This window comes from Terribacillus aidingensis, assembly GCF_040703035.1.
Taxonomy (GTDB): domain Bacteria; phylum Bacillota; class Bacilli; order Bacillales; family Amphibacillaceae; genus Terribacillus.
In genome coordinates this window covers 2,822,223-2,844,810 of record NZ_CP159996.1, presented here as the reverse complement: position 1 = coordinate 2,844,810, position 22,588 = coordinate 2,822,223, and the positions used below count along the sequence as shown (strand labels likewise).

The window sequence follows — 22,588 nt, the reverse complement described above, 5'->3', positions numbered from 1 at the left end:
AGGGATGGATGAGGAAAAGCCGCCTGTACGGGCGGCTTTTTCCTTGTCCGGGAAGGAGGAGTACATGCGTATTTTCAGTGTAGAGAATCTTACGAAGACATATGGAGATAAACAGCTGTTTCAGGAAATCGAATTCCACATCGAAAGCCGCGAAAGAATTGGTCTGGTAGGTGTAAACGGAACTGGAAAATCAACTTTGCTGAAGGTATTGGCTGGTATCGAAAGTTCGGATGGCGGAAACATCGACCACAGCAAAACGTTTCAGCTGGCTTATTTGGCCCAGGAGCCGGAATTGACTCCGGGTAAAACAGTTCTGGAGGAAGTTTTTAGCGGTACTAGTCCAATCCTGCAGACAATTCGTGCATATGAGGAAACACTCTCAAGCTTGGAGAAGGAGCCGGATAACGCAAAGACGCAAAATAGGCTGTTCACCCTTCAAGCTAAAATGGATGCAGAAGATGCATGGGATGCAAGTACGCAGGCGAAAACAATTCTGACGAAGCTTGGCGTAGATTATTATACAGCTCTTGTCGACACTTTATCAGGTGGACAGCGTAAGCGGGTAGCATTAGCAAAAGCGCTTATTCAGCCTGCTGATTTGCTGCTTCTGGATGAGCCGACAAATCATCTGGATAACGAGACAATCGAATGGCTTGAAGGCTATTTGCCTAGCTATCCTGGAGCTCTTATGCTTGTCACACATGATCGGTATTTCCTGAATCGGATAACGAGCCACATCTTTGAATTGGAGATGGGCAGTCTCTATCGATATGAAGGAAACTATGAAACATATTTGACGAAAAAAGCCGAACGGAAGGCTCAGACACTGCTGGATCAGGAAAAGCACCAGAATACATTGCGCCGGGAACTTGCTTGGCTGCACCGCGGAGCAAAAGCCCGGACAACCAAACAAAAAGCACGGATCCAGCGAGTAGAGCAAATGAAAGAAACCAAGTTTCAGACACAGGAGAACGAACTGGACTTACAGGTTGGAGCAGCCCGTTTAGGAAAGAAAGTGCTGGAGGCAAAAGGAGTAACGGTCCAATTCGGGGATAAGCCGTTATTCAGTCATTTCGACTTCCTGTTCAAACCAGGAGATCGTATTGGAATTATCGGTCCGAATGGGAGCGGGAAGACGTCTCTTTTGAATACACTTGCAGGCAGAATTCAGCCGACAGCAGGGGAGGTTGAGACCGGAGAGACAGTAAAGCTGGGGTATTATACACAGCTGCAGCAGGATATGGACCAGCAGCTGCGCATTATTGACTATATTAAGGAAGCAGCCGAAGTTATCCGTACCGCAGATGGAAACATCATCACAGCAGAACAGATGCTGGAGCAATTCCTATTCCCGCGGAATCACCAATATACGTATATCCACCGTTTATCAGGCGGTGAGCGAAAAAGGCTGTATTTGCTTCGTGTATTGATGCAGGAACCGAATGTCCTATTTCTAGATGAACCGACCAATGACCTGGATACGGAAACATTAGGCATTCTGGAAGATTATCTGGAGAGCTATCCAGGTGTCGTCATAACGGTTTCCCACGATCGTTATTTCCTTGACCGTGTAGTGGACCAGCTAATCCTTTTCGAAGGAGCAGGGGCAGTCTCAACGTTCTATGGCAACTATAGCGAGTACCGGGAAAAGGTTCAGGAACAGCCGAAACTGCAACAGACAAAGTCAGAGCCAGTCCAAGCGCAGAAAGAAAAGAAAAAGCAGAAGCTTTCTTATAAAGAACAGCAGGAATGGAACTCTATAGAAGACGAAATTGCTGATCTGGAAGAGCGACTGGAAGCGTGTGCCGAAGGGATAACCGAGGCAGGCAGTAACAGTGAGCGTGTCCAAGAACTGTTTACCGAACAACAAGAGCTGGAACAGCAACTGGAACAAAAGATGGAGCGATGGGAAGCACTGTCCTTGCTAGTAGAAGAAATCGAAAGTCAGAAACAATAGAAAAGCGTAAGAAACCGTTTAGAAACGAAGCGGTAAGCAAGGGAGCCCGAAGTGAGGTGTTTTCCCTCACGCAGGGATTCCTTGCTTACAGCGCAGTTTCTGGTTTCTGGAGCTAGACAATAGAAAAGCGTAAGAAACCGCTCCGTTTCTGGTTTCTGTAGCTGGATCGCGAAAGAAAAGCGGAGGTGACCGTTCAGAAACAGAGCGGTAAGTGAGAAAGCCCTGAGTGGGTGTCCTTTCCACGCGGGGATTCATCACTTATACCGCAGTTTCTAGTCTTTGGAGTTAGACACCAAGAAAAGCCTAAGAAACCGTTTCTGATCACTGCAGCTACACATACAAGGCATATTTCGTGCCAATTTACGCATACTTTACTAGAATGGAAGAATAGTCTGAATTTAATGACGGGAAGGATTGATTCCAATGCCAGATAAGGAATTATTAGAAAAATATGCTGAGGTCGCTTTGCGAACAGGTGTAAATATCCAAAAGGATCAACCGCTATTCATCATGGCACCGCTTGACGGAGCGGAATTTGTCCGCTTGATTGCGAAACGTGCTTATGAGCTGGGCGCAAGTGAGGTACATATCAATTGGTCAGATGATACTCTCATGCTTTTGAAATATAAGCATCAATCCGAGGAAGTGCTGACAGACATCCCTGATTGGCTGGTAGAGCAGCGTGCTTACTATATGAAGAAGGGTGCAGCACTTTTGCAGATTCGTTCCACTGACCCTGACCTTCTCAAGGATGTGGATGGTAACAAGGTAGCACAAGCTACGAAAGCTACTGCTAAAGCCTTGCAACATCTTCGGCACTATACAATGAATGATATCGTTCCATGGACGATCATAACTATTCCGACAGACGCCTGGGCACAAAAAATCTTCCCAGGGAAATCTGCTGAGGAAGCAACGAAGCTTCTTTGGGATTCTATTTTCAAGATTGTCCGTATTGATCAGGACGATCCGATTCAGGCGTGGAAGGAGCATAATGCTACGCTGCACAATGCCCGCGACGTACTGAATGGCAAACGATACAAGAAGCTGCATTTTAAATCTGAAGGAACAGATTTGACGATTGGCTTACCAGAAGGTCATATTTGGAAAGGCGGTTCTTCTACTACCGAGGGCGGTACTGAATTCAATCCGAATATGCCGACTGAGGAAGTGTTCACGATGCCGCATAAATACGACGTTGAGGGAACTGTTTCTAGTAAAAAACCATTGATTTATGATGGAAATACAATCGATAACTTCACACTTACCTTCAAAGAAGGAAAAGTTGTCGATTATAAAGCCGAGGTAGGTCAGGAGACATTGAAGCACTTGCTTGAAACAGACGAGGGAGCTTTGCGTCTTGGAGAAGTTGCATTAGTACCGCATGAATCTCCAATTTCCCAGTCTGGTCTCATCTTCTACAATACGCTGTATGATGAAAATGCTTCCTGTCACGTTGCTTTAGGAAAAGCTTATCCGACTACACTGGAAGGCGGAGCTTCCATGAATGCGGAAGAGCTTGATAAGCATGGAGTTAACGACAGTTTGACACATACTGATTTCATGATCGGATCAGCAGACCTATCCATTGACGGCATTTTTGCAGATGGATCATCCGAACCCGTTTTCCGTGATGGAAGCTGGGCAATCAAATTCGATTAAATAAAAACCCGCATTACTGGAGTAAGCCAGTAATGCGGGTTTTTCATTGATCTAGAATACCATGGTGCACGAGTACAGCACGAATGGCATGGTAGTCACACGCTACATCCATTTGTTCCTTGATTTCCCGAAGCTTTGGAAGTTCATCATGCTGCTTCAGTACATCGAGAACTGCTGTTTCCTGCTCTGATGTGAAAAATTGCTGCAGGTCCAGCGGTTCTCCATCTGCATAGGCTTTGAAAAGATGATTGCTGACAGTCATTGGAGTCAAGCCTCTATCCTTTGCTATTTCTTCCATGGAACTGCCTTTCTCAAAGGCTTCATAACTGATTAGATGACTTGGAGTATCTTGCTTTTCCTGGAGTAATGGCTTTTGATCACGGTTAGGTACAATCGCTGTCTGCTCATGCTGCTTTAGCACTTCGAGGAATTGATCTCCATACTGTTCCATCCGTCTTTCCCCGATACCTTTGATCCCCAGCATCTCATCTTGCGTATGCGGAATGTATCGGCATAGCTCTTTTAGTGTTGCATCTGAGAAGATGACGTATGGAGGCAGTCCTTCTGCTTGGGCAATCTGCTTGCGCAATTCCCGCAATTCTTGGAATAACGCTTCATCATAATCCGCTTCGGCTGTCTCCGTAGCTTTGGCAATTTGCATCATTACTTTCTTTTCACCTTTAAGAATTTGGACAGCTTCATCTGTTAGTGTCAGAACAGGATATTTATCATCAGTTGGAGCGAGAATCATTTCAGCAGAAAGATAATGAATGAAATGTGTGATATCTTTTTCTGTCCGATTTTTCATAATGCCGTAAGTGGAAAGACTTTCGAGACCGAATTGCTTGATTCGTTTGTCCTTGGAACCTTTCAATACCTTCGCAACCAATACAGCACCAAAGCGCTCATCCATCCGTTTGATGCAGGAAAGTACCATCTGTGCTTCTCGTGTCATATCCGTTTTCTCGAATTCATTCAGGCAGTTGCTGCATCTGCCGCAATCCTCTGGGATGTGCGGATCTTGAAAATAGTGAAGCATATACGTCTGGAGGCAGCTCTGTGTATGGCAGTAATTCATCATCTGCTGCAGTTTTTGATATTCCGCTTGTGTATCGGAAGATGAATTTTCAATTAGGAACTTCAGTAAATGTACATCCTGCCCTGAGAAGAGCAGTACACAATCACTCGGTTCACCGTCACGACCTGCACGGCCTGCTTCCTGATAATAGGCTTCCATATTCATAGGCAAGGCATAGTGCAGAACATAACGTACGTTACTTTTATCGATACCCATTCCGAAAGCATTCGTTGCAATCATGACACTGACTTCATCTTGGATGAAGGAAGATTGTGCGGCCTGTCGGTCTGCCTCGCTCATGCCGGCATGGTATTTAGCTGTTTTGATTCCTTGTCGGTCCAGGAACAGGGAAAGCTGATCGACTAGCTTTCTGGTAGGTGCGTAGATGATACCGGTATCCTGCTTGCGTTTTTGAATGAAATCCAGGATGTAGCGCTCCTTATCTGCACCTTTAACTACTTGAAAGCGAAGATTATCACGAGCAAAGCCTGTGCGAGTCGTGAAGTCTTCCTGGATATCCAGCAGTTTCTGAATATCGTCTGCTACCTGTGGCGTAGCGGTAGCGGTCAGAGCCATGACAGGCGGTGTCTCTGTCAGTTTATCCAGTATGCTGATAGCGGATCGGTAGCTTGGGCGAAAATCATGTCCCCATTGGGAAATACAGTGAGCTTCATCAAAAGCAATCAGGCTTATCGAAAGGCGACGGATCATGTGCAGGAAACGAGAATTCTCCAGTCGCTCTGGTGCCACATAAAGGAAGGTGAAGGCACCTTCTGCAGCTTGCTGCATCGTCCATTCCATTTCGGCAGCTTCGAGTGTGCTGTTTATATAAGCAGCAGGTATATCCATTGCCGTCAGTGCGTCGACCTGATCCTTCATTAGGGAGATAAGCGGAGAGATGATCAGTGCAGTACCACGGCGCATTAAAGCGGGCACCTGGTAACAAATCGATTTTCCTCCGCCTGTCGGCATGATCGCTAATGTATTTTCATTCTTCATCACATGCTCGATTACTTCGGCTTGTCCTTTACGGAAGGTATCGTAGCCGTAATAATCCTTCAATATTTGCTGCGCTGTAGCTTCCACGTTCAAAACCCTTTCCTATTTCTCATTACATACAGCATAACATGATTAGAGGCTTCATCGCTTTTTAGTCGAAAAATAAGAAACTGCCTGTTATGGAACAGGCAGTTTCTTATTTTAAATCGTTGCCTCGCTATGCGGGCGCTTCAATTCAATTTTAATTTTCTCCAGTCGATTATCACGTACAGATTCTACAGTGAAGAGCATGTTTTCATATTCCACAACTGTATCGGAATCCTCATCAGGTATCGAACCGATGCGGCTTAGAATGAAGCCTGCAATCGTATCGAAGTTCGGTACATCGATATCTGTATCAAAGAAATCATTGAATTCATCAATTTGAAGGGAACCGCTCGCCATATACGTATTATCATCGATACGGGTCAGCTCTCCTTCGATTTCATCGTATTCATCATCTATATCTCCGACAATCTCTTCAATCATGTCTTCCATTGTGACGATGCCGGAAAAGCCGCCATACTCATCGATCAGGATTGCAAGATGATTATGTGTCTGCTGCAATTCTTTTAAAAGGTCATCAATGTATTTAGTCTCGGGCACGAAATGCGCTTCCCGCAAAATTGCTTCGAGTCGCACTCCATCAAATCCATACTCTCGTACTGCTTTGAAATAATCCTTCATGTTCAGAATACCGACAATAGTATCGCTGTCTGTCTGGTAGACTGGAATTCTGGAATATTTCTGTTCGAGCAGAATATCTGCAAGTTCTTCAGCCGGGGTATCGATGCTAAGTGTGAATGTATCTGTCCGCGGCGTCATGATTTCACGTGCAATTTTATCATCAAGGTCGAAAACACCTTTGATCATGTCGAATTCATCCGCGTTCAGGATTCCTTCCTCCTGTCCAGTCTGAGCAAGAAGTTTGATCTCTTCCCTGGAGACCTTTTCAGCTTCTGCATCATTTCCTACACGTGTGATTTTCACAAGTACATTCGTGGAGAAGGAAAGGAATTTGACGAATGGCATTGCGATTTTACTGATAAATAGAATCGGTGTGACAGAGAATCTGGCAATCTTCTCCGCGTTTTGAAGGGCAACCCTTTTCGGGAATAATTCACCGAATACAAGTGTTACATAAGACAGCAAGACAGTAATGACCACCACGCTGATTTGCTGGGCGTAAGGGATATCTCCAAGCACACCAGCGAATCGATCTGCAAGTCCGGTAGCAGCTGAGGCACTTGAGAAGAAGCCTGCCAGCGTAATACCCACTTGGATAGTTGCGATGAACTTACTTGGATCAGCAATAAGTTTTTGCAGCATTGCCGCTTTCTTATCACCGTCGTCTGCTTGCTGTGAGATGCGATTCTTATTCAGTGAGACCAATGCAATTTCTGCTGCAGCAAAAAAAGCATTCAGTACTGTTAAAATACCAATCAATACGAGTTGGAGTAAAACTGGACTCCCAGGATCATCCGGACTATTCATGTATAAAATCTCTCCCTTAAAAAAATAAACGCAAAAAATGCGTTTTCATTATACTCATTATACGCTTTTTTTATGTGTAATCCAAATACTCTGCATGTATTAGTATATCCGGGAACTGTGGAATTATTCCAGTGCCCGGATCTGCTGACGAAGCGATTTAATCTCGATTTCCATCTCCTCAAGCTGTCTTTCCATGTGGGCTGAGCCAGCACCGCTTGATGCCAGTTTATCAGCGTCTGCCTGCACACTTGCATACGTCATTTTCAATTCAGCCAGTTTGGTTTCCAGCTCTTGTTTATTCATGCCATCACCTCTACACTAAGAATAGGAAAGAAGAAGTCTAAACGTCAAGCGAGGAGGGGAAAGGATGCGTTTTATCCAAGAACAGGATGTGTATCGGCTGCTGGCAAAAGCTGAATCATTTTTATTGGAGCGTGAAGCAGAAAATAATTTGCTGTTGGGTTTGCTTGGCAGAATGGCAGAGGGAGAAGATATGGGATCGGTTTTTGGGTATGGAGAGGACCATGAAGGAATTCGAATAGTCTTTTTGAATACGAAAGGAAATCGGATCATCCTGTCTGATGGCGCAGTCTGGACTGATGAAGAAGCTGCCCAGCTGGCCGAACTTGTTCAAACATTAACACCCGATGTCCCCGGAGTTATCGGTCCAGTAAAACTTGCGAATCAATTTGCGCGAGCTTGGCAGCAGCTGAACGAAACACAGATAAAAGTACACATGAATCAGTTCATCTATCAGCTCGATAAAGTAGCAGATATAAGTGCTGCCAGAGGGGAGATGCGTGCGGCCGTTAATGGTGATTTTGTCCTGTTACGTGATTGGCTAATACAATTTGGAAAAGCTACTGGAGAACATTTGACAGAGGAACGAGCGGATACAGTAATCGGCAGACTGATTGCGCAAAAGCGGATGTATGTCTGGATGGTTGATGGTCAGATCGTAAGTATGGCTGGCTGCTCAAGAGAAAGTCGGAATGGGATTGTGATTAACGCGGTATTCACTCCTGAGGAACAGCAGCGAAAGGGATATGGCCAGACGCTCGTAGCGGCACTTTCTGCGAAATTGCTGGAGGATGGGAAGCAATTCTGCTGCTTGTTCACAAATGCGGATGATCCCGGACCCAACAAGCTGTACCAGAAAATTGGCTATCGAAGAATCGCTGAGAGCTGTGCAATCGACTTTAAATAAAAAGAGGACCGTCACAAAATAGTGACGGTCCTCTTCGTTTTTAGATCTTGCTTTGGAAGGCAGCAAGTTCTTTATAGAATTTATCGAATGCCGGAATATCCATTTGCTGACCTGCATCAGACAGTGCAACAGCAGGGTTCGGATGAACTTCAGCCATGACTCCATCTGCACCGACAGCCAATGCAGCTTTCGCGCATGGAAGCATGATATCTTTTCGGCCAGTAGAGTGTGTTACGTCAACCATTACAGGAAGATGCGTTTCCTGTTTCAGGATTGGTACAGCCGAAATATCCAATGTATTCCGTGTCGCTGTTTCATATGTGCGGATACCGCGCTCGCAAAGGATGATTTGACCATTGCCTTCGGAGTGGATGTATTCAGCCGCTGCAATGAATTCCGAAATAGTACCAGACAGGGCACGTTTAAGCAGGATAGGTTTATTGGTGCGTCCTGCTTCTTTCAGTAATTCGAAGTTTTGGGCGTTGCGTGCGCCGATTTGGATGACGTCGACAAAATCAAGTGCTTTCTCGATGTCATGCGGAGTGACGATTTCACTGATGACTGCCAAATCGTATTCATCCGCTGCACGCTTCAGAATTTCCAAGCCTTCTACACCTAAGCCTTGGAAATCATATGGTGATGAACGGGGCTTGAAGGCACCGCCGCGTAGTAATTTAAGTCCTTTGTCTTTTAAGGATTCCGCTACCGCAGCCACTTGCTCGTAGCTTTCCACAGAACAAGGTCCAAAGACGAAGCTTGCTTTACCGGTACCGACCTTTTCACCTTTCAAGTCGATAACTGTATCTTCGTTTTTATAAGCACGGGATACAAGCATCGGACGCTTGCTCGCGGCCTCTTCTTCTTTCGTCTTCGCTTGCAAAACAGCCTTGAAGATCGAATCCATCGTGGAATCTCCAAGCACACCAGCTTCATTCTGTGCTTTTAGTTCTGCCAGAAGAAGTTTCTCGGACTGGCTGCGTTCACTTTCAGGAAGATCCTTCAGCTGCTGCTTAAGGCTTGCCTGTTCGTTCAACAATTTCAACAGCTCGAAATGTGTTTGTTCGTACTGTTTTTTCAGCTCCAAAACATTTGTAGTCTGCATAAGTAGATCCTCCTTATAAGTATGGAATACCCTAAAATACTCTTCAATAGCCCATTCAGCCGGAATCAGTTATCTTGTAAGCCTGAATTCCCGGTTCCCGGGGAAATCCCTTGCAAACCGCTGCCGCTCTGAAACGGGTTATGGAAGAAACACAACATCAACATCGCTATCCGAAATAAATACAATGTTGAAAATATTATCCCTATACTACATGCTTTTATAAATAAATACAAATAAAAGCACCAAAGTATGCAGAAAAAAGGACGATAGTACCTGTTTACCCGTGATTACTGATTTATCTCATTTTTGTTGTATTCTTTATAATTTCTTTACATTTAAAGCGAGCTGCTGATCTCTTCGACGCTTGATAACAAAATCGGTCAACGTGAACAAAAATACAAGCAAAAATAGGAAACTCGACATTTGGAACAGGGTAGATGTCGAAACGAATTGATGCAGAATGCCAAGGATGATGGCACTCAAACCAATGCCAAAATCGATAGATGAATAATACATACCATTGGCAATGCCGCTTCTTTCTACATCTGTCTTGGAAATTGTCCACGCTTGCAAAGCGGGGATCATAGACCCATAACCGATTCCGAATAAGGCACCGGAGACGATGAAATACCAGTTAGCTGATGCTATGCTGAGTATCCACATGGCAAGGAAAGCAACAACGGAACAACCCATGATCAGCACCCAAGGTCCCTTGGCATCGAACAAACGGCCAGTAAATGGTCTGGAAACCGTTGCGCATAACGCATTGGCTAAATAAAAGAGAAATGTTCCAGTAAGCTGCTGTTCCTGTCCAAAAAGGACAAGATAAGTGACGATGGAACCGTACCCGAATGATGTAAGAAACGTAATGAATACAGGATAGGCACTTTTCTTCTCGATCAATGACTTGAAAAAAGAAAATTTAGGCGGCTGGGCTTGGTTTCGTGACAATGCTTCAGGTTCAGCATATCGAGTTAGTGCCAGAAATAGAAAAGCAACCATGCCAAGTACGATCGATACGAGAATTAGCGTCCGAAAGTTATAAGTTTGATAGAGGAAGATACCGACACTTGGTGCAATGATCATACCGATAGTAATAGAAAGACCGAAATAACCCATGCCTTCTCCGACACGCCTTCTCGGTACAAGGTCAACCGCGGCTGTGCCATTTGTGGTGGTGCTCCATCCCCAAGCTGCTCCATGCAGAAAGCGGAATATTAATAGAAGTGTAACGATTTGGGTGAAGGGATATAGAATTGCACAGACGAGCAAAAGGAAAGAACCGATCAGTATCGGCGTTTTCCTTTTCTTCGTCAGCAGGATATGGCCAATGAATGGCCTGATTAGAATTGCGGCAATCGAAAATGCTGTTGTTACCAATCCAACCTGTAAGCTGCTGCCGCCAATGGAGGCGATATACGGCGGCAGATTCGGCAGCAGCATCTGGAAGCTCATAAAAGTGAACAAATTGCCCAGCAATAAGAAAATGAAGGCTCTTGTCCATAAGGGAGGCTGATTGTTTACCATATAGTTGACCTCCTATTCTGCTTGAACTCCAGCAGCAGATTTTTTCTTCATCCTATAATCGACCCATTCATGGTAGAAGTGGGAGATGATAGTCTTGCACACGGCATAGAATGGGATGACGAACAGAAGACCGAGGAAGCCAGCAATGTTTCCGGCTGCCAGAATAAGCGTGATAACTGTCAGCGGATGGATACTCAGTGCTTTTCCCATGACATTCGGAGAAATCAGGTTTCCTTCAATCTGCTGGGCAATGAGCATGACGACTGCAGCTAAGATAGCTAGTTTTGGTTCTTGGAATAAAGCAACAAGAATAGCAGGTACAGCAGCTAGGTACGGACCGAGAAACGGAATGACGTTAAAGACCAGTCCGATAATAGCGAGAGTGAAGGCATACTTGAGATCGATAATCACATATCCGATAAATAACATCGTGCCGACACACACCGATACAATGAACTGACCTTGGATGAAGGATGCTAACGTATGATTCAAATCCTCCATCAGCTTCTTAACACTGGCACCTTTTCTCTTATCGAAAAATTTTGTTATAAATGGAATCAATTTTTCTCCGTCTTTAAGCATAAAGAATAAGAAAAAGGGTATCAAAACCAATGTGAACAGGAAGTTGACCAGGCTGGAAATGAAACCGATCAGATAACCTGGAACATCCTGCAAGCTGGATTGTAAGGTTGTTGCGAAATTTTGGATGGATTCCTCTACTTGATCAGGCAATGCAGAGTGATTCTCCTCCCAATAGTCCACAATCGATGTGAGTTGATTTGTGATGCCCGGGATGTTATTCACCAATGCCTGATATTGGGTTTGCACGATTGGTGCAGCGAATTTGTAGACGAAATATACCAGCGCAATCAAGAGCAGGAATATCGTTAGGATGGCTACCCATTTTGGGAAGCGGATTTTCTCCAGGAGCCGGACGAGCGGTTTGGTGATATAGAATAGAAGGCCGGCTGCAATCATCGGGAATGCAATCGCTCCTATGTATGTAGCCAGAGGCTGGAAGATGAAATCGACTTTCGCAATCAACAGTATAAGTGTGAAAGTCAGAACAGCGGCCACAAGGCCTTGAAACCATTTTTTCTGAGTCAACTTAGATCAGTATCCTTTCCAATTATTGATATAGCTTAGCATAGCATAGCCGGGCTATGGCGTAACCCTTTCCCCAAGTATTTATTAAATTTCCAGCAGGATGGGATTCTGCGCCATTTCAACTTATAAATGTGATAGGATATCACTATACTTATTTTTCAGGAGGAAAGCTCATGGTATGGCAAGATACATATAAGAAATGGACTACATTCAAAGCACTTGATCCGAAATATAAAGAGGAGCTGACGAAGCTTGCAGATGATGAAGCAGCTTTGGAGGATGCTTTCTATAAAGAATTAACATTTGGTACAGGCGGTATGCGTGGTGTGCTTGGTGCGGGTACAAACCGAATGAACATTTATACTGTCCGCAAAGCTGTAGAAGGTTTGGCTGTATATATGGAAAAGAACATTTCCGATTATAAAGAACGCGGCGTAGCTGTTGCGTATGACTCTCGTTACATGTCACCAGAGTTCGCGGATGAAACGGCACGTGTTCTTGGGGCTCATGGTATTCGGGCGCATGTATTTGAATCCCTGCGACCAACTCCGCTTCTATCATTCGCGGTACGTCATCTTAACGCTGCTGCTGGTATCATGATTACAGCAAGCCACAACCCACCTGAATATAATGGCTTTAAAGTGTATAACGAAGATGGCGGCCAAATTCCTCCCGAACAGGCAGAAGCTATTATTGCGGAAATTGCAAAAGTGGAAAACGAACTGGCTGTAGAGGTTGAAGATCTGGAAACTATCCGTAAAAACGGTTTGCTGCATTCGATCGGAGAAGATGTGGACAGTGCCTATCTGAAGGAACTGAAAACAATCTCTAATATGTCTGATTCTGCGAGAGAGCAATTGGACAAGCTCCAAATCGTGTTCACTCCGCTGCATGGTACATCCCATGATCTTGTTTTACGCGGTTTGGACCAGCTTGGCTTCCAAAATGTGCATGTGGTCAAAGAACAAGCAAAGCCGGATCCAGAGTTTTCTACAGTTGAATCTCCAAACCCAGAGGAGCATCAGGCTTTCACACTTGCTATGGAGCAAGGAAAGGAAATTGGAGCAGACGTCCTGATTGGAACTGATCCGGATGCAGACCGTCTAGGAGTTGCTGTACAGGACGGAAATGGTGCTTATCAAGTGCTGACTGGAAACCAGCTTGGTACATTGATGCTGGATTACGTGCTAGCGAATGCTTCAGAAGCTGATTTGCGTAACGGAAAACTAATCAAAACAATCGTAACGACTGAAATGGGACGTGCGGTAGCAGCTTCTTATGGTGTCGATACAATCGATACCCTTACTGGTTTCAAATATATCGGTGAAAAAATCAAGCAATTCGAAACAACAGACGAGAATTTCTTGTTTGGCTATGAAGAGAGCTATGGTTATTTGATCGGTGACTTTGTCCGTGACAAAGATGCTGTGCAGGCTGCTATGATCGCTTGCGAAATGGCTGCGCATTGGCGTGCTCAAGGGAAGACATTGCTTGAAGCATTGCATGTATTGTATGAGAAGCATGGCTTCTTCCTGGAAGATCTTCATTCCATTACATTAAAAGGCAAGGATGGCGCTGAGAAGATTGCCGCTATGATGGATGCTGTACGCGCAGACACACCACAAGAGCTCGGCGGCCTGAAGGTACTTACAGTGGAGGACTATTCCACACAAACACGCCGTATTCTCGAATCCGATACGGAAGAGAAAATCACACTTCCACAGGAAAATGTAATCAAGCTATTCCTTGAGAAGGATAGCTGGGTATGCCTGCGTCCATCCGGAACAGAACCAAAGATCAAGAGTTATTATGGTGTAAACAGTGCAAGCCGGGAAAGCAGTCTGGAGCTGTTAGAGAAGCTCAAAGCAGATCTTGGCAAATACCTGCAATAAATTGTTGACATTCGCCTTGTATTCTACTAGACTGAATGTGTGATAAGCGCAATATGCTTTTAAAGGGGAGTAGCTGTACAGTAAAGTCGTCATTCCGAGAGAAATCTCCGGCTTTATTGGCAACTCAGACGTTGTTAGCGAGACCTTTACCTTCTTGGTAAAGGTCTCGCTTTTTTTTAGTAAAAAGTGTTACGCCTTTACTAAGTAGGGGTATGATTGCAAAGATAATCGCATACTACACTTAAAGGAGCGTAACTACATGGATGCACAATTACTTCTCGAGTATGGCTGGGTTCTGATTGTCCTTGTCGGACTTGAAGGACTGCTTGCAGCGGATAACGCATTAGTACTCGCAATCATGGTAAGGCATTTACCTGAAGATCAACGTAAAAAAGCACTTTTCTATGGATTAATGGGAGCATTTGTATTTAGATTCTTATCGCTATTCGTCATTTCTTTCCTTGTCGATGTATGGCAAGTACAGGCGATTGGTGCTGCGTATCTATTGTTCATATCCATAAAGAACCTGTACGACAAATTCAGTGCCAAGAACAATGATGTTGCTAACAAGAAGCCGAAAAAAGAGAGTGGCTTCTGGATGACTGTTTTGAAAGTCGAGCTTGCTGACATTGCTTTTGCAGTTGACTCCATTCTTGCTGCAGTAGCACTCGCTGTTGCACTTCCTCCGACTGGCTGGGGCCAGGTAGGAAGCATGGATAGCGGACAGTTTTATGTAGTCTTTGCAGGCGGTATCATTGGTCTGATCATTATGCGTTTTGCAGCTAACATTTTCGTGGACCTTCTCCACTCTAGACCAGCTTTGGAGATTGCAGCCTTTATTATCGTAGGTTGGGTAGGGGTTAAGCTCACAGTTAGTACACTTGCTCATGATGCTGTGGGTGTGTTGCCACATGACTTTGCTCATTCCACTACTTGGAAACTAATCTTCTATGGTGTATTGGTTGCAATTGCAGTAGTCGGCTGGATTGTGTCCGGTAAAAACAAAGGCGATCATAAAAAAGAGGATTCCGCTGGCGGAACTGAATAATTTTAAAAAACCTTCTACCTTTTGGTAGAAGGTTTTTTGATCAGACATTTTGTTTTTCCTGCTGAGAAGCGTTAAAATAGAAGATAGCACAACGATAGCAGAAGGGGACGAGTACCATGTCAGAACATCATTTTCATTTAGCGGCAGCCTGGCCGGGAGGAAGAAACAGCTCCGGTACAATAGAAGCAGGAAACCTGAAGACGGAAATTAGTATTCCGCCAGAAATGGGTGGTCCCGGCATCGGTACAAATCCAGATGAGATGCTGCTCGGAGCAGCGGCTACTTGCTATATCATCACGTTAGCAGCAATGATCGAACGTGCGAATTTGCCACTATCATCAATGAAACTGGAATCAGAAGGTATTGTTGACGAAACAAATGGCGTAATTACGTACAAGCGAATTATCCATAGACCTACAGTATATTTGAAAGAAGAAGCAACAGAGAAGCAATTCCAGATGCTGGAGAAGCTTGCCGTCAAGTCGGAAGAAAGCTGTATGATCACAAGAGCAATTAAAGGGAATGTGGAAGTAAGCTTAGAGGCAGACTTGAATATCGAGAAGAAATCATTATAATTTTGCAAGATAAAGGACGGAAAGCGTATGAATAATGAACGTGCGATGCATATTCTGAAAGAAAATGGCTTTAAACAGACAAAGCAGCGCGAAAAACTGCTGGATATTTTCCAGAAACGGTCCCAGTATTCTGCGGTGAATGATCTTTGGAAGGAATTTCGTGAGGACTTTCCGAGTGCCAGCTATGATACCGTGTACCGTAATCTTTATACGATGGCCGAACTTGGTATCCTGGAAATGACAACTATTGACGGAGATAAGCATTTCCGTTTCCATTGCAATATAGAAGGCCATCATCATCATTTCATCTGCAAACAATGCGGCATTACGAAAGCAATTGATGTTTGTCCTATAGCAGATGTGAAAACGGTGCTGCCAGGTGGCTATACTATAGAAAACCATAATTTCGAAGTGTATGGCATTTGCCCTGCCTGTCAATAATTGATAGGCAGTATTTTTTTGTGAACGAAACGTAATTACTACTGTTTACAAATAGTAATGGTTACGATATAATCTCGATTAGAGTTTATATGTAACGGGAGGAATCATTTTGAAGAAATCATTATTTTTAATCAGTACGGCCTTGCTTTTGGTTCTGCTTGCAGCTTGTGGAAATGACGACAGTCAAAAAAGCACAGAAGATCGAAATCTAAAGGTTTATACAACGATTTATCCAATTCAGTATTTTGCTGAACGAATTGGCGGCGACCAAGTGGAAGTGGAATCCGTACTTCCGCCTGGAAGTGATGCACATAACTTCGAGCCAACGTCGAATCAGATGGTGGATATCGCGAAATCAGATGCATTCCTCTATTCGAGTGATGAGCTGGAAACATACGCTAAAACAATTGCCGATGCGATAGGGGACAAAGATGTTAAGATAGCCCAATTAGCAGATGGTATCAACCTGCTTCCTTTCGACGAAGAGCACGATCATAGTCACGAAGCTACGGAAGAAGAGCACGATCACAGTCATGAGGCTACGGAAGAAGAGCATGATCATAGTCATGAGGCTACGGAAGATGAACATGATCATGAAGAAGAGGCAACAGAAGAAGAGCACGACCATGGAAGTATCGATCCGCATTACTGGCTTGATCCGGAACGTGCAAAGCAGATGGCAGAGAATATGAAAAATACACTTGTTGAGCTTGACCCAGATAATGAAACAACATACGAAGACAACTATGCAGCGGTAGCGGAAGAATTGGACGAGCTTGATCAGAAATTCCAACATGCTGTAGAAGGCAAGGATAACAAGAAAATCATCGTTTCTCATGCAGCGTATGGCTACTGGGAAGATCGTTATGGTATCGAACAAATTGCTATAACTGGTCTTTCACCGACAAATGAACCTTCACAGCAGGAATTAGAGGAAATCATCCATACTGCAGAAGATAACAAGCTGAACTATGTATTGTTCGAACAGAATATCTCGCCGAAGGTTGCAACCATCGTTCAAGATGAAATCGGAGCAGACGTACTCAGAATCCATAACCTGGAAACGGTCACAGAGGATGAAATTGATGCAGATGAAGATTACTTCAGTCTGATGGATAAAAATATCGAAACATTGGAGCAAGCTTTGACGAATAAGTAAGAGCTGGACTAAATCGAAAGCCCGAACTTTGACATGAATCTTCAAAAAAGATTTGTGTGAGTTCGGGTTTTTGACTGCTCAGGAAATTAATTGTTCTTACGCAAAAACAATCGGTTATGTCTAAGCTCACTTATGTTTCGTGAATATTCAAATTTTACGATATAATAGGTAGGTATATTTGTTTTAATGGAGGGGTATTCAAATGAAAAAATTCGAAGAACAGCTTCGGCAATTTGCCAAACTGGCTATCCAGACCGGTGTTAATCTACAAAAAGGACAAGGACTTCTGCTTGTAGCACCGATTGAATCTGTTCGTTTCACGCGCATGGTAGCGGAAGAGGCGTATAAAGCAGGTGCTAAAGATGTACATACAGAGTGGTTAGATGATGAGTTGGTCGTTCAGCGTTATACACATGCTCCGATCGAAGCTTTGGAGAATGTACCTGCATGGAAATTTCATGCTCGTAACGAAATGGTCAAGGATAATTACGCAGTTCTGAATATTCTTGGTGAAAATCCTGATCTTTTGGAAAAAGTAGATGGATCCAAAGTTGCGGCATATATGAAAGCTGCTGGAAAAGGATTAACACCATATCGTGATTACATGATGAAGGACAAAATGCAATGGTCAATCGTTGCTTATCCGACCGTAGCATGGTCCAAGAAAGTGTTCCCGGACAAATCGGTCGAGGAAGCACAGGAAGCAATGATGGAAGAAATCCTGCGCATCAGCCGCGTTACAGGGAATGAAGATCCGAATGCTGCCTGGAAGGCGCATAACAAACAGCTGCACCTAGCTGCCGACTATATGAATAAGCAGCAGTTCACCAAATTGATTTATAAAGCAAAAGGTACAGATTTATCAATCGAGCTTCCAAAAGGGCATATTTGGAGCGGCGGTTCTGGTCCGACAGATGCAGGGGTCGAATTCAATGCCAATATCCCAACTGAAGAGGTATTCACAATGCCTCATAAGAATGGTGTGAACGGTACAGTCTCCAGTACACTGCCTTACAACTTCAATGGCCAGCTGATCGAGAATTTCCAGCTGACTTTCAAGGATGGCGAAGTGGTTGACTATAAGGCAGAAAAGGGCCAAGAAGCGCTGAAAAACCTTCTGGAAGCCGATGCTGGTGCTAAACGACTTGGCGAGGTAGCACTGGTTCCGCATAAGTCTCCAGTTTCACAATCCGGTTTGATTTTTTATAATACATTGTTCGATGAAAATGCTTCCTGCCACCTTGCATTAGGAAAAGCATATCCGACTTGTATTGCAGGCGGCAATGATATGACAGCTGCAGAACTCGAAGCAGCAGGCGTGAATGACAGCATCATGCATGAAGATTTCATGATCGGATCTGCAGATCTGGACATCGATGGCGTGAAAGAAGACGGCACTACTGTCGCAGTCTTCCGCCAAGGAGCATGGGCGTTCGAATTCAAATGATCATACCAATTGGATAATAGAATCCAACCTTTGGCTGTTCCTGGCTTCCCCATAGGAAGCGAAGGGGCAGCCTTTTTGGCGTAAGCGCTCTGGCACAGTGAAAATGGTGAAGTCCTCAAGAGATAGCCCCTGTCTAACTTCCTCCCAAAACAATGGAGTACTGACAGTGCCGCTGCTGCGTTTTCGTGCCGTGTATGGAACTGGCAGTGTTTTTCCCATACCGAACTGAACATAATCGATATACAAACGCTCATGGCGATTTTTCTTCATTCGTTCAATTGTGAAAAGATCTGGATGCTGTTGGACGAGTAATCTTGCTAAAGCTTCTGTAAAGGTGCCTGCTTGTTCGTAAGTAAGCTGGTTTTCCGGTAACGGGATGTACAGCTGCAACCCTTTGCTGCCAGAGGTTTTGATAAACGAAGAGAGCTGCATTTGATCCAGCCAGTTCTTAAGCAAATTTGCAGCCTTGATAGCCAGAGGAAGTGCATCATCCGTTGGCGGATCAAGATCAATTGCGATTTCCCGGGGAAACTCATTTCCGATATGATGAAATGGTGCATGAAATTCGATACTTCCGTGGTTTGCGAACCAAATCAACGTCTGCAAATCCGGACACTGCAATGACTTCGTATCTGGAATAAAATCAGGTGCATAATCAGGTCTGTGCTTCTGATAGAAAAAGTCCGCTTCAATTCCGTCGGGGCAGCGGATAATCGTCATCTCCCGATTTATCATATGAGGCAGCATGAATGGTGCTACGGTCCGAATATAAAGCAGATAACGCAGCTTATCAATCTGTGCTTCTTCCCAATATAGCTTGTCCAGTTTGCTCAGCTCGACTGATTGCGGAAACTGGGCAAGATCTATAGCTGCTTGCTGTTCTGTGCAATCGGCTGCTGCCACTGTGGGGGCTAAACTATGGAATCTAGGTTCGCGTAATTCCTCGTCCGCCTGCCCGAGGCAATTTATCTTGGCGCAAACTGCTGGAGGGAGAAGCAGGAGATTATTTTCTGTTTTTCCATTTTCCTTAAAAAAAGCTGTCAGTGTGCTTCGCTCTGTTTCTTCCATCCCATGCTTGCATTTTCCGATCGGCACGAAATGACCTGTTCCATCTGACAGCTGTGCATGGAAATAATCATTTTCCTTATCATATCCTGTCAGGATCGCAGTAATTGTACGCCAATTCTTTATCTTATACCAGTCATGATGCTGCTTTCCAGTCTTATATGTACTCGCTGAGCGTTTAGCTATGATGCCTTCACCCTGATGCAAAATGACAGAATCCATCAAAGAAGATGAGTCTAAGGAATAATCCACGTACCGTATAGCTCCTGAATGATTATTGAATAGGTCGATCAGCTCCTGTAATGCTTGCTTCCTGGAAGTCAGCCGCCGTTTTTCCTGATTCTTACCACGGTCAATTAGCAAATCAAAGGCCATCAGCACAGCAGGGCGGTTAGACGCAATCTGGTTGATTCGATCAGCTGATTTCAATCTGCCGCGTGTTTGAAGCAAACCAAAATCACCGCTAAGTGCATTTTTAGGTATGATCAGTTCACCATCAATTGAGAAAGGAATGTGCTTATCCACTAAACTCATATGCTGTTCAGCATACGAGATGATCTCGGGGAATTGGGGAGATAAATCGACTCCATTTTTGCTTGTCAGTGTCACATTGTCATTTGCAACTGTCAGAACTGCTCTAAATCCGTCATACTTTACCTCATAAATCCATCCTTCCCCGACCGGACAATCATCTCGATAGATTGGTTTCATTACCTGCATCGTATTCCACTCCTTTCTTTCTTAGTTTGAAGCATTGCACCGGAATTAAACATGGAACAGACGTACAAACTAGGATAAAAAGGAGTGATCAGTTCATGCATACGATGTGGAAGGGAACAATCAGCTTCGGGCTTGTAAATATTCCCGTGAAAATGCATGCTGCTACGGAAAATAAAGATGTGAAGCTGCGGCAGCTGCATAAAGAATGCAACACACCGGTAAAGTATGAAAAAGTCTGTCCGCATTGTGAGAAGGAATTACAGACAGAGGATATCGTCAAAGCCTATGAATACACGAAGAATAAATTTGTCGTGCTGGATGAGGACGAGCTGCAGGCGTTGCAGAAGGAGCAGGAAGACAAAGCAGTGGAGATCGTCGATTTTGTCAGCTTAGAGGAAATTGACCCAATCTATTTTGAACGCTGCTACTACTTGTCTCCAAATGAAGGCGGAACAAAAGCATACAGCTTATTGCGAAAAGCACTTGAGGATACAGGGAAAATCGGTGTTGCCTCTATGGTCATCCGTTCGAAGCAGCAGCTGGCTGTTATACGTGTGTATAAGAATGTGCTCGTTGTGGAGACGATCCATTATCCTGATGAGGTTCGAAATGTCGCTGATGTGCCAAATATCCCTGCAGAGGATGCTATTGTCGATAAAGAGCTGAAAACAGCTAAGCTGCTTATTGAACAGCTGACAGCTACATTTGATCCGGAGAAGTACAATGATGATTACCGCGAAGCACTGCTTGATTTGATTCAAGCGAAGCGGGATCATGAAGAAGTTCATATTCCTACAGCTAAGAAACAGCCTAGCAATGTAACCAACTTGATGGACGCATTGCAGGCATCTCTCGATAAAGCGAAAAAAGATAAGCCCGCAGCCAAGAAGACCACGAGGAAAAAGACGGCAAGCCGACCTAAAAAGAAACCGGAAGCTGGATAATTCTGCCCTTCTTTTTACACACGGATGTCGTATATGACAGCATCTTGACAGCCGGCTAACAAGTAGATGAAGAAGCCGCGTCCGCTATAGCGTTTCTGCTCCGTGCTCCTTACTATGGAAGAATACATCCGGAAGAAGGAAGCGATAGAATGGAACGCGATGCGTATTTTGATAATGCAAGATTGCTTATGATTGCCTTTGTCGTATTCGGACATCTAATTCAGCCGTATCAGGACATGTTATTCCTGCAATGGAGCTATACAATGATATATACCTTTCACATGCCTATTTTTATCTTTTTGGCTGGTTTCTTTGCAAGGGGAGCAGGCAATAAAGCTGCCATTGAAAAACTCGCGAAAAAGCTGCTTTTACCGTTTTTGTTTTTCCAAGTCATCTACACGTTTTACTATTACATGATCGGAAAAGAGGGCTGGATGGAATCCATTCTTGTGCCGCAATGGGCGCTGTGGTTTTTACTTAGCTTGTTCTGCTGGCATATACTGCTTATTCCATACAAAAGGATACGTCCCAGCCTTGGTATTCTGCTAGCAGTGTTCATCGGTTTGTTAGTGGGTTACTTTAATGAAATTGGAGGAGCAATGAGCCTTTCCAGGACATTTGTTTTCTTTCCGTTTTTCTTAATCGGATATTGGGTGACAAAGGATCAGCTTGCCGTACTTCGGAGTTTGCCTGTCAGGATAGGAGGCGGACTGCTGCTGCTGGCAGCAGGTGCTTTATTTTATCTCTACCCTGACTTCCCGACTGACTGGCTGCTCGGATCGAAATCTTATGCAGTTTTAGGAGCAGGGGAAGCAGGCGGATTGATCCGTTTGTTGGTCTATATGTTTTCAGGGCTGATAATGATAAGCGTGCTGTCGCTTGTACCAAACAAAGAAATGGCTTTTACGAAGTATGGACAGCGAACACTGTATGTTTATCTCCTGCACGGATTCTTCATTCAGTGGATCAGGGTGGATGATTTGTTCGAAGTAAGCAATAGTCTGGATGTGTTAGGTCTCCTGATTGTCACACTAAGCATTGTACTGGTACTTTCCCAGCGCTGGATGCTGCGGATATGGAAACCGTTGATAGAGCTGAAAAGCCCATAAAAATACCGCACAGGTT

General features: G+C 44.3%; 18 protein-coding genes. 11 read left to right on the top strand and 7 right to left on the bottom strand.

The window, feature by feature from the left end; translation table 11 throughout:
* Nucleotides 1–64 precede the first annotated feature (64 nt).
* A complete protein-coding gene (locus tag ABXS78_RS14815; protein ID WP_366247842.1) occupies nt 65–1,957 on the top strand; it encodes an ABC-F family ATP-binding cassette domain-containing protein in 1,893 nt (630 codons plus the stop codon).
* A 423-nt stretch (nt 1,958–2,380) separates the two neighbouring features.
* Nucleotides 2,381–3,619 (top strand): aminopeptidase, encoded by a 1,239-nt coding sequence (locus tag ABXS78_RS14810; RefSeq protein WP_366247841.1) that lies wholly within the window; start codon nt 2,381–2,383, stop codon nt 3,617–3,619.
* A 43-nt stretch (nt 3,620–3,662) separates the two neighbouring features.
* Here ABXS78_RS14810 and recQ read toward each other — a convergent pair whose 3' ends face one another.
* The 3 genes from recQ to ABXS78_RS14795 all read right to left on the bottom strand — a co-directional run bounded on the left by recQ (nt 3,663) and on the right by ABXS78_RS14795 (nt 7,532).
* Nucleotides 3,663–5,783 carry a DNA helicase RecQ gene (gene recQ, locus ABXS78_RS14805; protein WP_366247840.1) on the bottom strand — a complete coding sequence of 707 codons (2,121 nt, stop codon included), beginning with the start codon at nt 5,781–5,783 and terminating at the stop codon, nt 3,663–3,665.
* 114 nt (nt 5,784–5,897) lie between these two features.
* Nucleotides 5,898–7,229: a hemolysin family protein gene (locus ABXS78_RS14800; protein WP_366247839.1), complete on the bottom strand. Its 1,332-nt coding sequence runs from the start codon at nt 7,227–7,229 to the stop codon at nt 5,898–5,900.
* 123 nt (nt 7,230–7,352) lie between these two features.
* On the bottom strand, nt 7,353–7,532 hold the full coding sequence (locus ABXS78_RS14795; RefSeq protein ID WP_366247838.1) for an SE1832 family protein: 180 nt from the start codon (nt 7,530–7,532) through the stop codon (nt 7,353–7,355).
* A gap of 64 nt (nt 7,533–7,596) precedes the next feature.
* Between ABXS78_RS14795 and ABXS78_RS14790 the strand changes: the two genes are divergently transcribed.
* Nucleotides 7,597–8,436, top strand: coding sequence for a GNAT family N-acetyltransferase (locus tag ABXS78_RS14790; RefSeq protein WP_366247837.1), 840 nt, complete (start codon nt 7,597–7,599; stop codon nt 8,434–8,436).
* Nucleotides 8,437–8,476: 40 nt separating this feature from the next.
* On the opposite strand, the gene ABXS78_RS14785 is transcribed toward ABXS78_RS14790, so the two are convergent.
* From ABXS78_RS14785 to ABXS78_RS14775, 3 genes are all read right to left on the bottom strand, one after another.
* Entirely contained in the window at nt 8,477–9,538 is a 1,062-nt protein-coding gene (locus ABXS78_RS14785) for a bifunctional 3-deoxy-7-phosphoheptulonate synthase/chorismate mutase (protein ID WP_366247836.1), read from the bottom strand.
* Between the two features lie 318 nt (nt 9,539–9,856).
* The gene (locus ABXS78_RS14780; protein ID WP_366247835.1) at nt 9,857–11,065 is read right to left on the bottom strand and encodes an MFS transporter; all 1,209 of its coding nucleotides are present in this window, start codon (nt 11,063–11,065) and stop codon (nt 9,857–9,859) included.
* 12 nt (nt 11,066–11,077) lie between these two features.
* Entirely contained in the window at nt 11,078–12,172 is a 1,095-nt protein-coding gene (locus ABXS78_RS14775) for an AI-2E family transporter (protein ID WP_095221015.1), read from the bottom strand.
* A 173-nt stretch (nt 12,173–12,345) separates the two neighbouring features.
* On the opposite strand from ABXS78_RS14775, the gene ABXS78_RS14770 reads away from it, so the two are divergent.
* From ABXS78_RS14770 to ABXS78_RS14745, 6 genes are all read left to right on the top strand, one after another.
* Entirely contained in the window at nt 12,346–14,064 is a 1,719-nt protein-coding gene (locus ABXS78_RS14770; protein WP_366247834.1) for a phospho-sugar mutase, read from the top strand.
* Nucleotides 14,065–14,323: 259 nt separating this feature from the next.
* On the top strand, nt 14,324–15,112 hold the full coding sequence (locus tag ABXS78_RS14765; protein ID WP_095221011.1) for a TerC family protein: 789 nt from the start codon (nt 14,324–14,326) through the stop codon (nt 15,110–15,112).
* Between the two features lie 116 nt (nt 15,113–15,228).
* Entirely contained in the window at nt 15,229–15,687 is a 459-nt protein-coding gene (locus tag ABXS78_RS14760; protein ID WP_366247833.1) for an OsmC family protein, read from the top strand.
* Between the two features lie 27 nt (nt 15,688–15,714).
* Entirely contained in the window at nt 15,715–16,128 is a 414-nt protein-coding gene (locus ABXS78_RS14755; RefSeq protein ID WP_095221008.1) for a Fur family transcriptional regulator, read from the top strand.
* Between the two features lie 109 nt (nt 16,129–16,237).
* On the top strand, nt 16,238–17,287 hold the full coding sequence (locus tag ABXS78_RS14750; protein WP_366247832.1) for a zinc ABC transporter substrate-binding protein: 1,050 nt from the start codon (nt 16,238–16,240) through the stop codon (nt 17,285–17,287).
* 202 nt (nt 17,288–17,489) lie between these two features.
* Entirely contained in the window at nt 17,490–18,734 is a 1,245-nt protein-coding gene (locus ABXS78_RS14745) for an aminopeptidase (protein ID WP_366247831.1), read from the top strand.
* Here the strand turns inward: ABXS78_RS14745 and ligD are convergent, their stop codons facing one another.
* Nucleotides 18,735–20,519 carry a DNA ligase D gene (ligD, locus tag ABXS78_RS14740; protein WP_366247830.1) on the bottom strand — a complete coding sequence of 595 codons (1,785 nt, stop codon included), beginning with the start codon at nt 20,517–20,519 and terminating at the stop codon, nt 18,735–18,737.
* Between the two features lie 95 nt (nt 20,520–20,614).
* On the opposite strand from ligD, the gene ABXS78_RS14735 reads away from it, so the two are divergent.
* Nucleotides 20,615–21,463, top strand: a complete 849-nt coding sequence (locus tag ABXS78_RS14735) for a Ku protein (protein WP_095221000.1) — start codon at nt 20,615–20,617, stop codon at nt 21,461–21,463.
* A 149-nt stretch (nt 21,464–21,612) separates the two neighbouring features.
* Nucleotides 21,613–22,572 carry an acyltransferase family protein gene (locus ABXS78_RS14730; protein ID WP_366247829.1) on the top strand — a complete coding sequence of 320 codons (960 nt, stop codon included), beginning with the start codon at nt 21,613–21,615 and terminating at the stop codon, nt 22,570–22,572.
* The last annotated feature ends 16 nt before the right edge of the window (nt 22,573–22,588 follow it).